The organism is Staphylococcus sp. IVB6181 (assembly GCF_025561445.1).
GTDB classification, from domain to species: Bacteria; Bacillota; Bacilli; order Staphylococcales; family Staphylococcaceae; genus Staphylococcus; species Staphylococcus simulans_B.
This window is the reverse complement of record NZ_CP095096.1, coordinates 2371582-2387581: the sequence shown is the minus strand read 5'-3', so window position 1 is coordinate 2387581 and position 16000 is coordinate 2371582. Positions and strand designations below refer to the sequence as shown.

17 protein-coding genes are annotated in these 16000 nt (G+C 38.1%); 11 read left to right on the top strand and 6 right to left on the bottom strand.

The features are described from left to right. The first annotated feature begins 1 nt into the window (after nt 1). Entirely contained in the window at nt 2–490 is a 489-nt protein-coding gene (locus MUA90_RS11685; RefSeq protein ID WP_114603876.1) for a DUF456 domain-containing protein, read from the top strand. A gap of 70 nt (nt 491–560) precedes the next feature. On the opposite strand, the gene MUA90_RS11680 is transcribed toward MUA90_RS11685, so the two are convergent. Next, entirely contained in the window at nt 561–1247 is a 687-nt protein-coding gene (locus MUA90_RS11680) for a DUF1129 family protein (protein ID WP_105993486.1), read from the bottom strand. A 203-nt stretch (nt 1248–1450) separates the two neighbouring features. Here MUA90_RS11680 and MUA90_RS11675 point away from each other — a divergent pair, with 203 nt between their 5' ends. The 3 genes from MUA90_RS11675 to MUA90_RS11665 all read left to right on the top strand — a co-directional run bounded on the left by MUA90_RS11675 (nt 1451) and on the right by MUA90_RS11665 (nt 2957). Then, nucleotides 1451–1837 carry an SA0632 family lipoprotein gene (locus tag MUA90_RS11675; RefSeq protein ID WP_262587077.1) on the top strand — a complete coding sequence of 129 codons (387 nt, stop codon included), beginning with the start codon at nt 1451–1453 and terminating at the stop codon, nt 1835–1837. Nucleotides 1838–1908: 71 nt separating this feature from the next. Continuing rightward, nucleotides 1909–2220 carry a hypothetical protein gene (locus tag MUA90_RS11670; RefSeq protein ID WP_105993488.1) on the top strand — a complete coding sequence of 104 codons (312 nt, stop codon included), beginning with the start codon at nt 1909–1911 and terminating at the stop codon, nt 2218–2220. Between the two features lie 191 nt (nt 2221–2411). Beyond that, nucleotides 2412–2957, top strand: a complete 546-nt coding sequence (locus tag MUA90_RS11665) for a GNAT family N-acetyltransferase (RefSeq protein ID WP_114603872.1) — start codon at nt 2412–2414, stop codon at nt 2955–2957. 48 nt (nt 2958–3005) lie between these two features. Here MUA90_RS11665 and MUA90_RS11660 read toward each other — a convergent pair whose 3' ends face one another. From MUA90_RS11660 to MUA90_RS11645, 4 genes are all read right to left on the bottom strand, one after another. Continuing rightward, complete coding sequence (locus tag MUA90_RS11660) at nt 3006–3572, bottom strand: LOG family protein (RefSeq protein WP_262588845.1); 567 nt, start codon at nt 3570–3572, stop codon at nt 3006–3008. A 21-nt stretch (nt 3573–3593) separates the two neighbouring features. Then, complete coding sequence (locus MUA90_RS11655; protein WP_262587073.1) at nt 3594–4046, bottom strand: YaiI/YqxD family protein; 453 nt, start codon at nt 4044–4046, stop codon at nt 3594–3596. Next, the gene (locus MUA90_RS11650) at nt 4047–4748 is read right to left on the bottom strand and encodes a hypothetical protein (RefSeq protein ID WP_262587071.1); all 702 of its coding nucleotides are present in this window, start codon (nt 4746–4748) and stop codon (nt 4047–4049) included. 171 nt (nt 4749–4919) lie between these two features. Further along, nucleotides 4920–5819, bottom strand: a complete 900-nt coding sequence (locus tag MUA90_RS11645) for an undecaprenyl-diphosphate phosphatase (protein ID WP_262587069.1) — start codon at nt 5817–5819, stop codon at nt 4920–4922. Between the two features lie 414 nt (nt 5820–6233). Here MUA90_RS11645 and MUA90_RS11640 point away from each other — a divergent pair, with 414 nt between their 5' ends. Further along, nucleotides 6234–7874, top strand: coding sequence for an ABC transporter ATP-binding protein/permease (locus MUA90_RS11640; protein WP_262587067.1), 1641 nt, complete (start codon nt 6234–6236; stop codon nt 7872–7874). Then, a complete protein-coding gene (cydC, locus tag MUA90_RS11635; RefSeq protein WP_262587065.1) occupies nt 7871–9538 on the top strand; it encodes a thiol reductant ABC exporter subunit CydC in 1668 nt (555 codons plus the stop codon). Before MUA90_RS11640 ends, cydC begins: the two co-directional genes overlap by 4 nt. Before the next feature lie 368 nt (nt 9539–9906). On the opposite strand, the gene MUA90_RS11630 is transcribed toward cydC, so the two are convergent. After that, on the bottom strand, nt 9907–10347 hold the full coding sequence (locus MUA90_RS11630) for a MarR family winged helix-turn-helix transcriptional regulator (RefSeq protein ID WP_105993496.1): 441 nt from the start codon (nt 10345–10347) through the stop codon (nt 9907–9909). Between the two features lie 250 nt (nt 10348–10597). Between MUA90_RS11630 and MUA90_RS11625 the strand changes: the two genes are divergently transcribed. The 5 genes from MUA90_RS11625 to MUA90_RS11605 all read left to right on the top strand — a co-directional run bounded on the left by MUA90_RS11625 (nt 10598) and on the right by MUA90_RS11605 (nt 15914). Next, nucleotides 10598–11527 (top strand): CobW family GTP-binding protein, encoded by a 930-nt coding sequence (locus MUA90_RS11625; protein ID WP_262587062.1) that lies wholly within the window; start codon nt 10598–10600, stop codon nt 11525–11527. Between the two features lie 196 nt (nt 11528–11723). Continuing rightward, nucleotides 11724–12632 (top strand): aldo/keto reductase, encoded by a 909-nt coding sequence (locus MUA90_RS11620; protein WP_262587060.1) that lies wholly within the window; start codon nt 11724–11726, stop codon nt 12630–12632. A gap of 27 nt (nt 12633–12659) precedes the next feature. Beyond that, nucleotides 12660–12947, top strand: coding sequence for a hypothetical protein (locus tag MUA90_RS11615; RefSeq protein WP_114603863.1), 288 nt, complete (start codon nt 12660–12662; stop codon nt 12945–12947). A gap of 165 nt (nt 12948–13112) precedes the next feature. Then, nucleotides 13113–14051 (top strand): malate dehydrogenase, encoded by a 939-nt coding sequence (gene mdh / locus MUA90_RS11610; RefSeq protein WP_262587058.1) that lies wholly within the window; start codon nt 13113–13115, stop codon nt 14049–14051. 321 nt (nt 14052–14372) lie between these two features. Next, a complete protein-coding gene (locus MUA90_RS11605; protein WP_262587057.1) occupies nt 14373–15914 on the top strand; it encodes an SLC13 family permease in 1542 nt (513 codons plus the stop codon). Nucleotides 15915–16000: the final 86 nt, after the last annotated feature.

Here is a 16000-nt window from a genome sequence, read left to right as displayed (position 1 = left end):
CATGGTCGCAACGATTTTATGGCTATTTATTATTGCATGTTTTGTGATTGCATTTATTGGACTGGTTAAGCCGGTCATTCCATCAATGCCGGTAATGTGGATCGGTTTCTTGATTTACCAAATCGGTTTCCACAACGGAAAATTATCATGGGTCTTCTATATTTCCATGATTATCTTAACGATTTTTATCTTTTTAGCCGACTTGATGATGAGTCAGTATTTCACAAGACGTTTCGGCGGCTCTAAAGCAGGCGAAATCACAGCACTGATCGGTGTTATTTTAGGCTGCTTTATCTTCCCGCCATTCGGCATTATTTTAGTTCCGCTTATTGCGGTATTTGTTGTAGAAATGATTTTGCAAAAGGATCCGGCAACTGCTATAAAAGCAAGTTTCGGATCAGTTGTAGGTTTTCTTGCCAGTACTGCAGCACAAGCTATTGTAATGATTATTATGGTAGTATGGTTCTTCTTAGCGATTTTAATCAATTAAGCAGAATCATCTAATAAAAGAACAGCTTCAAAAGCAGGTTGGATAACTTTGCTTTTGAAGCTGTTTTTGCTTATAAATACGTATTGCTGTTTTGTTTAATGAAGTGATGATCAATATAGAACGCGATAGGTGTGATAATAAATGAAATAATGATAAAGGTCCAGTTATTGATTTGGATAGATGGACCAAAAGCCAAATAAGATTGCGGGATATATAAGACGTAAAAGAGCAATGCAATTAATGCAAAAATCACGACATAGGTTAATATCCATACCCAATTCGACTTGTTAAAGGCTTGGATTTGTACGGTTTTGAACGTCCACCATACGAATAAGAAAATGATGAATAATCCAGCCAGGACTACAATAGGAAACGTAAAGTAATAAATCGGCTTTGCGCCTATAAAGAAACCGATAAAGCCTTTAAAGAAGCAGAATATCCCGAGTAAAAACAAGATATGATGCCAGACATACTTAAAGATGTTCTTTAAGGTTTCGTTTTTTAATTCTTTAATGGTTCTCACCGCATGCGCTTTAGGATTATGGTCAAAGAAATCCATGGCCAGCATCCCTTGGTTCTCTGATTTAAGCAGCTGTCTTAATATACGGTTCAGTACACGTTCAGAATCGTGGGGATTGACACGCAGATCAGCACGAATATAAGTCATGTAGCTTTCGAATATTTCTCGGTCGGTATTATTCAAATGCAGCGACTTAACATTATTTTCACGCATCAACCGTTCCGTGGATTTAGGCATATTGCAAACCTCCTCGATTCTTTTTATCAATCAAGAATATTATGACTAAGTTAAGCGTATAAATCAATCACAGACGCATCGAAAGCGAAAATTTTCTGAGGTTTGATTGTAAACTATGAAGCAATGTACGATACATGGTAAAATATAAGTAGAAAATCAGCGCAATGATGAGCTGGATTGAGGATTAAAGGAGTACAAATCAAATGAAGAAGGTAATCATGCTGCTGCTGGCTTCAACCTTAGTGTTAGGTGCTTGCGGGAAGAGCGATGAAAAGGCAGCGCTAGAGAAAGATATCGATAAGCTTGAAAAGGAAAATAAAAAATTAAAAGCAGCAAAAGATAAGCTTGAAAAAGAAGAAAAAGCGACACAAGAACGTGTTGATAAATTACAAGACGAAGTCAAAGATAAAGTTGCGACTGAAAGTGCTAAGCAACGTTCAAAACAAGAGGAAAAAGATAAAGCAGCAAAAGAAGCAAAGGAAGACAAAGCAAAAGACAAAACAGATTCATCTGCACAGTCTGAGACTTCAACCTCTAAATCTAAGACAAACTCAAAACAACAAGAGCAGGACACAGCGAAGCAGCCTTAGGCGTTTGCATGAAAAGCCTAAAGGGTATGAAAGAGGTAACAGAGTAACGAACTAAAGGAGTCGATTAAACCATGCACGAACAACAATTTTTCGAATTAGAAGGCAAACAAATGACTTTAAGAGAAGTCGGCAAAGCAATTGAAAAAATTACGGGGTATGAACATACATCACCTTCTGCACAAGTTAAACGCAGAGTTGCGCAAAAACCAAACTTCGAGTCGGATACAGATACTTTTGAAGCTACATATCAGTTGAGCCACTTAGGCGACTTTGTAGACGTTGTATTTACTGCGCCTAAAAGCGAGAAAGAACGTCTGCAAGAAGTTCCGGTCACAGTACAACTGATCAGTTACAACACACGCTCTGAATATCCTCAAGCTTAATTTGAGGGCAATCTACTGCAGCTTTGCAGTTAACAATCAAATAGATAGTGTGAAGGGCACTCGTAAGTGAAGTGCAGTGATAACAACCATGTATAAGAACGAGAGTACAATCTACTTTGCTACAGTGCTTTTTTGTATATCATTTTTTACGCGATCACAAGAGATTGAATGGGTGTACGAGGTGGAATCAAATGAGCGTATATTTGGAAACACAACGTTTAAAGTTAAGAGATTGGGAAGAAAAAGACTTATTGCCGTTTCAAAGAATGAATGCTAACCGGCAAGTGCGTCGCTTCTTCCCGAGCATTTTGAGTTACAGACGATCTGAATTGGATATGCAAGCCATGCAGAACAACCTCCAAAGAGAAGGCATCGGGTTGTTTGCGGTAGAACTCAAAGAGAGCGGTGAATGGATAGGCTTTGTTGGGTTGAATTATCTGCCTAAGAACAGTAAGTATCCATTTAAAGAATTGCCGTTTTATGAAATCGGCTGGCGCTTAATCCCAGAAGTTTGGGATAACGGTATAGCCACAGAAGGGGCGAAAGCGGTATTGGAGTATGCTGCAAAAAAAGGTATTGATGAAGTCTATAGTTTAGCAGCAGCAGAAAATACAGCATCACGCCGCGTAATGGATAAAATCGGTATGCAGCATTTTGATGATTTCGAGCTGCCTACTGTGTCGAAAATCCATCCGTTAAGACAACAAGTCAGATATTATAAGAAGCTGAACGAATAAAGAGAGCAACGCATGTTGAAGCGCTGCTCTCTTTTCATGTGCTGTTAATTAATTATAGGTACGTGTGCCGACAGAATGGTAATGTTCAAGACCGTTGAATAAGCTGTCTAAATCGTTGTAAAGCGGTGCTAATGAGCGGTATTTATCATCAATAAAACCAGCTTTGATCATTTCATCGATTAAGTGCTGAAGCGGTTCGAAGAAACCATTGATATTAAAAACTGCCATTGGTTTTGTGTGAATACCGATTTGTGCCCAGCTGTAAGTTTCAAAGAATTCTTCTAATGAGCCGGCACCGCCGGGTGCTAAAATAAAGGCATCTGCGCGTTCGCTCATTTCAGCTTTGCGTCCATGTAATGAATCTACGAGTACTAAATCTGTTAAACGCTGGCTGGTAATTTCTTTATCATCTAAACTTTTAGGCATGACACCGATTGCACTGCCGCCATTATCTAATACACCATCAGAAATTGCGCCCATAATACCGACAGAACCTGCACCAAAGACAAGTTCATAACCATGCTCCGCCATATACTTGCCTAAAGCATAACCCTGCTGCATATAAATTTCATCTTTGCCTTTGCTTGCTCCGCAATAGACTGCAATACGTTTAATTTTACTCATGCTTTTCATCTCCTAAGAAGAAATCTGTGCTATGACACGCTGGAAGGATTGTTCGAATTTTGCACGTGCTTCATCTGAGAACTTTTTAAGACCTTTATGTCTTGTGCCTTGATGTCTGGTTTGTGCATTCAAATAACGCTGTTCCAATAGTTGTGCCATATTCTTATCACTATATAGCATACCATTATGATGAAGAACATACTGGATTTTACCGATTAACAGACTTGCTAAACCGTAATCTTGTGTGACGACAATATCATCAGGTTGTGCAAGCTGAACGATTTTGTAATCGACTTGATCAGGACCGTCATCTACATATGAAACTTTGACATGTTCAGGATAATCTCGCATTGAGAAGTGGGAATAACTGCGTACTAACACAACAAAAATGCCTGTCCCTTCAGTCAATTGGATAATTGAACCTGTAACAGGACAAGCATCTCCGTCAATAATCACTTGTGTCATTTAGAGATTCGGCTTTTTCTCGTGTTTTTGAATTTCCGCAATACGTTCTTCTTGGTTAGTGCGTCTGTCTTCTTCTTCTGCTTTTAAACGTTGTTCAATGCGGTCTTCTAAAATACGATTCATGTCATAAGCTTCATCTTTATTTTCTTGTTCAAGTTCTTCGCCTTTATTTTCAAGCTGTTTATCAGATTGTCCGCCTGGTACGAGACCTACTTTTTTCTCATACTTTTGAGCGTCTTTCATTTCTTTAACAAGGCGTTTGCGTGTTGCTTCTGCGTCTTTATCTTCTTGTTTTTGACGCTTCTCGATGTTCTTCTCTAATTTCTTCGCCATCTTTTCAGCTTCTTTTTCGTTTTTCTTCTCTAATTTATCGCCTTTTGCTTTGATACGCTCAGGGTCATTGGCTTTTGCTTCTTTTTTAGCTTGGCGTTTTTCTTCCATTTCTTGTTTCTTCTCGCTGACATATTGTTTAAGGTCAGAAGATTTATTAGAAACCGCCGTTGCTGCTTTAGAAGATTTATCTGATACATTGCTCGCAAATTGCGATGATTTGTCAGAGACATTTTGTCTTAAGTTTGCAGTTTTATCATTCACTTTTTTCACATCAGGATGATCCTTGATGCGTTTACGTTCTACAATTAAAGGCACAAGAATGAAAGGCAGTACCGTTAACAATGTTCTAATTAATCTTTTCTTCTCCATTTGAGTGGCCTCCATTTATTAGTATATAACTACTTAATACCCTGAGTCAGACAGGCATAAACGAATACATTTGTATCATACACTACTTTTTTTAAGGGTCAAAGCAATTGTGCAGATAGGTGTTTGAAACACAAAAAACCAGCACGCAATTTGTGCTGGGTGTCTTCTGTATTAAAGGCCTTTGCCGATACCGAATCCGAAGTAAAGAATAGCAATAATGATCACTAAAATGATACGGTAAATCGCAAAAGGTACTAATTTAATACGGTTGATTAAGTTTAAGAATAATCGGATTGACAGTAAGCCGAATAAGAATGCGGCTAAGAAACCGATAATATAGAATGGGATATGATTCAAATGAATGTATCCGATATGTTTGATTAACGATAAACCGCTTGCGGCTAACATAATCGGTACAGCCATAATAAATGTAAAGTCAGATGCGGCTTTATAATTCAATTTCATTAATACCCCTGTTGAAATTGTAGAGCCTGAACGGCTGAAGCCCGGCCACATTGCGACCGCTTGCGATAAACCGATAACGAAAGCTTGCAAGTAAGTAATCTGATCAATTGTTTCACGATGTGCATAACGGCGGCTGAATTTTTGTGCGAAAATCATATAGAAAGCACCTAATAAAAGACCAATCATAACCGTCGGCACACTGAATAAGTATTTCTCGATAAAGTCGTCAAACAATAAACCTAAAATACCTGCAGGAATCATCCCGACTAATACATGCCATAAAGTTAAACGTTTTTGTTTTGTTTGTGCAGTTCTGCTTAACGTTTCGCCTTCGGCTGTATCTGGTGCTTGTGCTCCATGTTTATATTTTCCAATGTGCAGCATTTCGAAATAACGTTTTCTGAATACCCATGCTGCGGCGAAGACTGATCCGAGCTGAATGACAATTTTAAATGTAAATGCGGATTGAGACCCTAAGAAATCAGGGGATTTCAACCACATGTCATCAACGAGAATCATATGCCCAGTTGAGGAAACAGGTGCGAACTCTGTTAATCCTTCAACGATTCCCAGAATCAACGCTTTGAGTAATTCTAACAATAACATAGCGTACCATCCTTATTTGTGATTAATAGTTTTAATTGTAGTATGTAAATACTTGTTGAAACAACTTTTATGATAGCACATAAAAAATTCTTTGTGCTACTAATTATTGAAGGAATTTGAAAGATAGGACTTAAGATGTAGCATAGAGGCTGCGTGTAATTATGACAGAATCTTGAATGATAAATTCAAAATTAAAAAGAATTCTAAGACGAAAAAATTGAAATAGCTACATAGATGTTTTAAGTTGAAGATAAGACATTTTTTGACACAAATGACTACTTGAGAAAACAATCAGGTCGTTACATCACAGAAAAGATGAAACCAAACACAGTGGGTGGGACAAGTATGCTTGATACACATACGTGTTCCACCTTTGTTTTATCACTTTCAGATAAATACATAAGGGTGAAAACAATGAAGAATTTAATGCACTATGCTTTGAAATATATACACTATCCCATAATAATGGGCATAATATGCGCAGCTTTAGCCGTTATTGTGGTGGTACAAAACGTGACCATTGCTAAAGTTTTAGATGCGATGTTGATCAAACAGAATCATCATATTGCTGTGAGTGTACTATTAAGCATCTTATTAGGTGCTTTATTACTGCGTGCTGTCTTAAATATGATGAATCAATGGATAGGAATGCAGCTTGCTTATAAAGTGAAACGGAATTTGCGTCTGCGTATGGTAAACAGCAGAATCCCTCAGCCGATTGGTAAACAAATGAGTGTGATGACAGAAAGTATCGATGGCATTACACCGTTTTATCAAGATTATCTGCCTCAAGTCTTCAGAGCGATTATGATACCGTTGGTGATTATCATTACGATGTGCTTTATCCATTTGAATACAGCATTGATTATGCTGGTCACTGCACCGTTTATTCCGGTCTTTTATATTATTTTCGGACTTAAGACACGTGATGAATCTAAAGAACAAATGACGTATTTAACACAATTCAGCCAACGCTTCTTAAATCTTGCGCAAGGTTTGGTGACTTTGAAGCTGTTCAATCGTTCGCACCAAGCAACAAATGCTATCTACAATGAAAGTACACGTTTTAGGGATTTAACAATGAAAATATTGCGCAGTGCATTCTTATCAGGACTGATGCTTGAATTTATCAGTTTATTAGGTATAGGAATTGTCGCATTAGAAGCAGGTTTAGGTTTGGTATTGTTTCATAGCGTCACTTTTGAAACAGCGGCTGTTGCAATTATTTTAGCACCTGAATTTTACAATTCGATCAAAGATTTAGGACAGGCGTTTCATACCGGTAAACAAAGTGAAGGTGCTGCAGATGTGGTCTTTGAAACATTAGATAACAGTAATGATACTAAATCTGAACGCACACATATAATCAATCAGCAGCAAGCACCTTTGATGCGATTGGAACATGTGGATTATCGCTACATTGGTGCTAAAAGCGATGCGGTGATGGATGCACACTTTGATATTTATCAAGGTGAACATATTGCTTTAGTAGGACCGAGCGGGGCAGGCAAAACCACGCTTTCCGAACTGATACTACAAGCATTGCCGCCGACTTCAGGCAGTATCTCGATACAATCAGAGCAGCTGCGCATGGGTGTGTTAAGCCAGCAGCCGTATATCTTTAATGCTTCTATTAAAGATAACGTTGCGATGTTTGAAGCAGTGTCAGATGAACAAGTACATCAAGTATTGGATGCAGTAGGTTTAACGGATAAAATCAATCAGCTGCCTCAAGGTATCGACACATTCATCGGTGAAGGCGGAGAGATGTTGTCCGGCGGTCAAATGCGGCGTATTGAATTATCACGCGTCTTATTAGCCCAACCTGATCTTGTTGTGTTTGATGAACCTGCAACGGGATTGGATGTATGGACAGAGCGTGTGATACAAGAAGCGTTAACAGCTTATTTTCATGACCGTACAGTGATTATGATTGCACATAGAGAAAGTACCATTCGTCGAGCAAAACGCCGTATTTATATGGAAAAAGGTCGCATTACAGCCGATGATAATGACATCTCGACGCAATGGCATAAAGGACGTGATAGACAATGAAGCGGCGCAGTATTCAATTCAAATTAGATAAAGATTTAGGATTGGCCATCTTATTCGGCGTTATCGGCAGTTTAGTAGCTATCGGTATGTTCTTTTTAAGTGGTTTAATGATTACACAAGCAGCACAAAATGTACCGCTCTATGGTTTGATTGTCTTAGTCGTCTGTGTGAAGTTATTCGGAATGTTACGTGCAGTCATGCGTTATTTTGAACGTATTTTATCACACCGTACAACCTTTACTATGTTGAGAGATGTACGTGCGCAATTTTTCAATGGTTTGATTCAAGTCGTACCTGATATTTACCGAAAGTTTAAATCGAGTGATTTGATTGCGCGTATGGTTTCAAGTGTTGAAGCACTGCAGAATATCTATTTAAGAGTATATTATCCGCCAGTCGTTATCGGATTAACTGCGACACTGACGATGATTACGCTGTTCTTCTTTTCTTGGGCACATGCTGTGTTATTAGCAATCAGTATGCTGATTGCATTAGGTATATTGCCATGGTTATGTGCAAAGCGTGCACAATTGCAGCAACAACGTGCTGCACGTGAAGAAGCTGACTTCTTAAGTCGTTACTTCGATTATAAGGAAGGATATGAAGAACTTGAACGATTCCATAAGCAAACAGCGTATCGCCAATCTGTCACTAACCATTTAGAAAGTTACAGCCGAACACAAAGAAAAGAACAACGATTTCTGACGTTGTATGAATTTGCATTAGATCTTGTGTCCATGATTGCTTTATTCTTTTGTGTCGCATTAGGTGTAACACAAGTGCAGAACGGACAGTTGGATGTTATCTATCTGACAAGTATTGTTTTAATGCTGCTGACGTTGTTTGAACAAGCTGTTTCAATGAGTAATGTTGCATATTATAAGGCAGATACTGATCAAGCATTATTAGATTTGGAAAGTGTGCTGAAAGGGGCACCTGCCAAAAAAGATAAAGTAGATTTAGATAGTACTTCTAATGCATCGTTGACAGTAGAACACATGACATTTAAATACGAACATCAAGTGAATGCAGTGCTGCAAGGCATTGATTTAAACGTTCAACCTGGTGAACGAATTGCGATTGTCGGTCCTTCTGGTTCAGGCAAGAGTACTTTGCTGCAAGTGATGGCAGGTTTATATCAAACTTCATCAGGCAGTGTGCAGTATGCTGATCAAGCGACGTATGATCTGACTGAACAGCAAAAAGCACAAGTCTTTAATGTGCTGCTCCAGCATCAGCAATTATTCGACGGTACAGTACGTGATAATTTATTATCTGATGCAGATGATAAAGAAATGCGCAAGGTATTAAATGATTTAGGACTTGATTATATAGATTTAGACTACGTTATTACTTTAAGCGGAAAAGGATTATCCGGCGGGGAACTGCAGCGGCTTTGTTTAGCAAGACTCTTCCTCAAAGCAGCACCGGTTTGGCTGATTGATGAACCGACCCGTGCACTGGATTGGGAGAACAGTCAAAATGTCATGCATCGTTTATTCTCAGAAAGCGAAACATTGATTGTAGCGACACATGATTTAGAATTGTTACCGCAATTTGATCGAATTGCGGTCATGGTGGAAGGGCGAATCATTGAAATAGGTACTTATTCTGACTTGATGCAGCAGCAAGGTGCACTGTATGAAATGGTGACATTAAATTAGTGCCAGCAAATATTTCGAGATACAACTTTATAATCAATAGGAATAGAAATAAGCGCAAAACAGCTAAAAACTTTCATAGCATGTTTTGCGCTTTTAATAGATAGTGGTTCTATTATGTATGTACTTTGAATGGTAAAGTATTTAATCCTCACTGTTTTTAAGTTGTTTGATATTAAGCAGTGCGATAGCAATTGGAGTGATGAAAAACAATACATTTAAAAATAAGTTTGCTTTTCGTGCTGATGTGTTGGAAGATAGAGGAAAGAAAAAAGGCTGAACCCTCTAATTAATAGAAGATTCAGCCTGAATGCTTTATCTTAAAAGTGAAAAAACTGCAAGTTATCACTCTAATTTTAATGGCGTTAGAATTATGAGTTTTCTTTTGTTAAAGAATCGATAAGTTTATCAAGTAAACGGTTCAATTCTTTTTCTTCTTTTTTGTTTAATCCTGAGATGTCGCCTAAGTGGTTGCAAGCACCGCCTAGGTCTGCTTCAATGGCTTCGCTTTTTTCTGTTAAGTGAACAAATACTTCACGTTGATCCACTTCAGAGCGTTCTCTCTTGATTAAATCAACTTGTTCCATTCTTTTTAATAATGGAGATACTGTACCAGTATCAAGTGCCAATTCAGTCACGACTTTTTTGACATTGACTGGTGATTCTTCCCATAAAATTGTTAATACTAAAAACTGCGGGTACGTTAATTTGTACTTCTTAAAAACGTTATTTGAGTAGTAGCGATTGACTTGTCTTTGAGCATTGTACAAACTAAAGCATAAACGCCCGCCTAAATTAAGTTTTTCAGTCATAAGTTCTCCTCCAGACATTCTATCCGATATATTTTTCTGTGTTCCGGAAATCGTTCCGTCTCGTTGTAAAAGTTTGAGATGTGACAATTAAGAAAATATCCAAGGTCTTTTGTCGACAACTCACAAGCCATGTTAAAATTAAAGCATGTATTGATTTTAGAAGATATCTTGCATTAAATCAAGTTGAAACATAATATAATATGTCCATTAATGGTTGTACCATTAAGTCCTTTAGAAATGAGTGTTAAAATTGGAACGAAATAATAAATCTAAATTATCTATTTGTATTGTAACAGGTTTTCTAGGAAGCGGTAAAACGTCTTTCCTTAAATATTATACTGAGCAATTATTAAAAAGAGATGAGAAAATTACGGTCATAATGAATGAATTTGGTGACTTTGATGTTGATAGTAAAATCTTAGGGGATAAAATTCAAACAATTTCTCTGCAAAACGGTTGTGTTTGCTGTGATTTACAGCAAGATTTGATTAATCAATTATCAGTATTAATCAATCAAAAACAATCACAATTTGTCATCATCGAAGCAACAGGTATCGCACATCCGCTCCAACTTATTGAAGCGTGTTTTGATCCGTCTCTTGCACAATACGTCCATCCGCCGCTTGTTGTAGGTTTAGTCGACGCGCCGAGATTTTTAAATCGCGAGCGCTACACAGCATCTACTCAAGCTTTAATGGAAGAACAAATCGCTGTCAGCCAAGCTTTGATTGTCAACAAGACTGACTTAGTCGGACAAGAAGAGCAGCATAAAATTGAAACTGCATTAAAACAAATCAATCCTAACGATACGATTTACTTCACGTCGTACGGTCGTGTGAATATAGATGAGTTAGAAGCACTTGATACTGCAAGACAAGACGTACGTCATCGTCATTTGCATCATCATGGTATAAGTTCCATCGCATATACCTTCACAGCACCGATAGACAGACAGATATTCTATCAATTCATTTTGCGCTTGCCAGATAATATTTACCGTTTGAAAGGTTACGTCAGATTCAGAGATGATCCTGAGACAACTTATCTGTTCCAATTCGCCAATGGGCTGCCCGATTACGAGCCTATTCAAGGTGAAGTACAAAATACAATTGTGCTGATCGGCGAAAATTTGGATAAAGAACGTTTGCGCAATCAGCTGGACGCACTGCAATTCACCTGAAAATTGACGTACAGATAAAGGTGCCACTATAATGGATGCAACGTTTAATAGTACAAGGATTTTGAGGGGAATACAATAGTAAAATTTTTACATCTAACTATAACTCCCACTACTTAATAGTGAACCTCATTATCAAATTAAGCAAGGGTTAGTATACGGTTGTAATGAAATTGAAAAATCAGGAGGAGAGACATCAATGGAACGTGTTCAAATTAACCGTAATGTGGAATATTCCAAAATTATTCAAGGTTTTTGGCGATTAAATGAATGGAAAATGACGCCGCAAGATCTTAACCGCCACTTGCATCAACTCGTGGAGATGGGTGTAACAACGATGGATCATGCGGATATCTATGGAGATTATACGTGTGAAACGTTATTCGGCGAAGCGCTGAAATTATCTCCAGAATTGCGTAATCAAATCGAGCTGGTTTCAAAATGCGGCATTGTTTTGCCGACAGACCGTTTTGAACAATTCGATGGGCATCGTTACGATTTAAGCCGCCAACATATTGTTGCATCTGTCAACCGTTCGCTTGAAGCGCTGCAGACAGATTACTTGGACACATTGCTGATTCATAGACCTTCACCACTGATGAATCCGGATGAAGTCAGAGATGCCCTTGATATTTTAGTAAAAGAAGGTAAAATCAAATCATTCGGAGTTTCAAATTTCAATAATGATCAATATGATTTATTAAATAGAGGGATTAAATCACATAAGCTGCATATAGCGGTTAACCAACTTGAAGTTTCTCCTTATCATGCGGCATCGATTTATGACGGTACCATTGATCACATGTATCGTGATGACGTCAAAATTACAGCGTGGAGTCCGCTTGCCGGCGGAAAATTGCTGGATGTTGAGGATGAAAAGTCAAAACGTGTCATGGCGATTATCGGACCTTTAGCACAAAAATATCAGACAGCACCAGCTTCTATTGCGACAGCATGGCTGATGAAACATCCGGCAACCATTATGCCGATTATGGGCACAAGCCGAATCGACCGTATCAATGATGCGGTTAAAGGTTTAGATATTAGTTTAACCGATCAAGAATGGTTTGATATTTATACGGCAGTTTTAGGTCATGATATCCCTTAACTGATTAACTTTAAAGGAGTAAGAAGAATGAAAAGAGACGAACAATCACGTTCACGTATTCAGTTTGAGCGTAATTTTATTGTATTTCCTTATATTATATTTGCGATTATTATCTTTTTCTTTACGACAATCATTTCTATGCCGACAGTGGTGCTGACGTTATTCGGTATATTCTTTATTTATAACGCTGTTTTGCTTTTCACTGCGTTTATCAAACACTATACGCGTACCATGATTTTATTGTTGATTTTAACAATTTTTGTTGGTGTCATGTTTACAATTTCAGCTACTGCACATTTTGCTGGTAGATATTAAATGTTAAGTCCCAGGTAAAGTTGACCTGGGCTTTTTTGTACTTGGATTACATATGGCGCAATTGATTCAAATTCAAAATTAAGCGTTTTCTTTATTATTATATTCGGCTTTGCTATGATAAAAGTGAACCAAAAATGCAATCATTCATATCAAGGGGGAAATAGAATGAGTAAGAGAAAAATTGCAATTATCGGTGCAGGACATACAGGTGCAACTTTAGCATTTATAGTGGCTGAAAGAGCTTTGGCAGATGTAGTATTGCTGGATCAGCCGCATAATGAAAAACCTGCTAAAGGCAAAGCATTAGATATTTCAGAAAGCGGTCCGATTTTAAACTTTAACAGTAAAATCAAAGGCACTTCTGATTATCAAGATATTACAGGTGCAGATATTGTTGTTATTACAGCAGGGGCTGCACGTAAACCTGGCATGAGCCGTGATGATTTGATTCAAATTAACGAAGGGGTTATGGCGCAAGTAACTGACGGCATTAAAACTTATGCACCGGATAGTACGATTATTGTACTCACAAATCCAGTGGATGCGATGACGTATGCTGTGTATAAATTATCAGGCTTCCCTAAAAATCGTGTCTTAGGACAATCAGGTGTATTAGATACAGCACGTTACCGTACATTTGTTTCTGAAGTATTAAATGTTGCACAAACGGATGTTACAGGATTAGTCCTAGGCGGACATGGCGACACAATGGTGCCACTGTTAAGCACGACGACAGTCGGCGGTGTTCCGTTAACTGAATTGCTGGAACAAGAGAAAATCGATGCGATTATTGATCGTACAAGAAAAGGCGGCGCTGAAATCGTCGGCTTATTGGGTAATGGCTCTGCGTATTATGCACCGGCTGCCGCAATTTATGAAATGGCCGCTGCCATCTTAAAAGACGAAAAACGATTATTGCCGTCTATTACGTATTTAGAAGGGGAATACGGCTTTAATGATATTTGTCTGGGTGTGCCGACTATTTTAGGTGAGAATGGTGTAGAACAAGTCGTTGAAACGACGTTGAATGATGATGAAAAAGCACAACTTCAAGCTTCTGCGGATGCAGTAGAAGAAGTTAAAAAGGCATTGAAAAATAAATAATAATTTTAACTGAAAAGAAGAGTACTGGTATTGATTTAAATCTAATAGGAGGCTGACTTTATAAGTGAGTCTCCTTTTGTATTTTGTGAATTTATTGTGAAAATTTCTACAAATTTTCAGATATAACCATTTTGTAAGCGCATTCTTGTTATAATAAAATTGAAATAGATTAAATATTAAGAAAAGCATCAAAAGTCAAAGCGTGATGTAATCAATTATGGGTCCTATATCATAGCATACTGCTTTCTTACTATTTAATAGTATTTTAAGTGTTGCTCTGCGACAGATGAGCAGGGTCAACTTTAAAGGGAGGAAAATGTTATGTCAGGAGCAAAAGCACAAGATAAAACGGCTAACAAGAAGAACAAGAAAGTTAAACCGCTGTGGATCATCATTAGTTTTGTAGTGTTAATCGCTATTATGCTGATTCCGACAGGCGGCAGTATTCCTGTGATGGCTAAAGTTTCACTCGCAATCTTAGCATTTGCGGTAATTATGTGGGTGACTGAAGCGGTCTCATATCCTGTATCATCAACGATGATTGTAGCTTTGATGATATTAATGCTCGGATTCAGTCCGGTGCAGGATTTAGCAGAAAAATTAGGGAATCCGAAAGCAAATGGTGCTGCATTGCAAGGTGCTGATTTATTTGGGACAGGGAATGCGTTGAAACTTGCATTCAGCGGTTTCTCTACTTCAGCAGTAGCCCTAGTTGCGGCAGCGTTATTCTTAGCAGCAGCGATGCAAGTTACTAACTTGCATAAGCGTTTAGCATTGCTGGTTTTATCGATTGTAGGAAATAAAACCAAACGTATTGTCATTGGTGCTATTTTAGTATCGATTATTCTTGCTTTCTTCGTTCCTTCAGCAACTGCACGTGCGGGTGCAGTCGTACCGATTTTACTTGGTATGATTGCGGCGTTTAAAGCATCGAAGGAAAGTAAGCTGGCTGGATTATTGATTATCACAGCCGTACAAGCTGTTTCGATTTGGAATATCGGTATTAAAACAGCAGCAGCCCAAAACATTGTTGCGGTAAACTTTATCAACCAAAGTTTCGGTCATGATATTTCATGGGGACAATGGTTCTTATATGCGGCACCTTGGTCTATCTTAATGTCGATTGCATTGTACTTCATTATGTTGAAAGTAATGCCGCCGGAACAAGATGAAGTCAAAGGCGGTAAAGAATTGATTCGTCAAGAATTGGATAAACTAGGTCCAGTGTCACCTAGAGAATGGCGATTAATCGCTATTTCAGTATTATTGCTGCTCTTTTGGTCAACAGAGAAAGTCATCCATCCGATTGACTCAGCTTCTATTACATTAGTGGCAATGGCTGTGATGCTGACACCTAAAATCGGTGTAATGACATGGAAAGAGGCAGAAGGCCGTATACCATGGGGTACAATTATCGTCTTTGGTATCGGTATCTCACTCGGTAATGTGCTGTTGAATACAGGCGGTGCGCAATGGTTAAGTGATAAAACATTCGGTTTAATGGGCTTGCAGCATTTGCCGTTGATTGCAACCATCGCATTAATTACGTTATTTAACATCTTGATTCATTTAGGCTTTGCGAGTGCGACAAGTTTATCATCCGCTTTGATTCCAGTCTTTATCTCACTGACAGCAACTTTGAATTTAGGAGATCAAAACATCGGCTTTGTGCTGATCCAACAATTCGTAATTAGCTTTGGTTTCTTATTACCTGTAAGTGCGCCGCAAAATATGCTGGCATATGGTTCTGGAACATTTACAGTAAAAGATTTCTTAAAATCTGGTATACCATTAACAGTTATCGGATACATTTTAATTTTGGTATTCAGTATGACTTACTGGAAATGGTTAGGCTTAATTTGATAAGTAGGTAAATTTTATAATAAATAAGAAAAGGCGCATGCTCCGGGTTCACTGTTATTAAGTGACACCGTACAGCATGCGCTTTT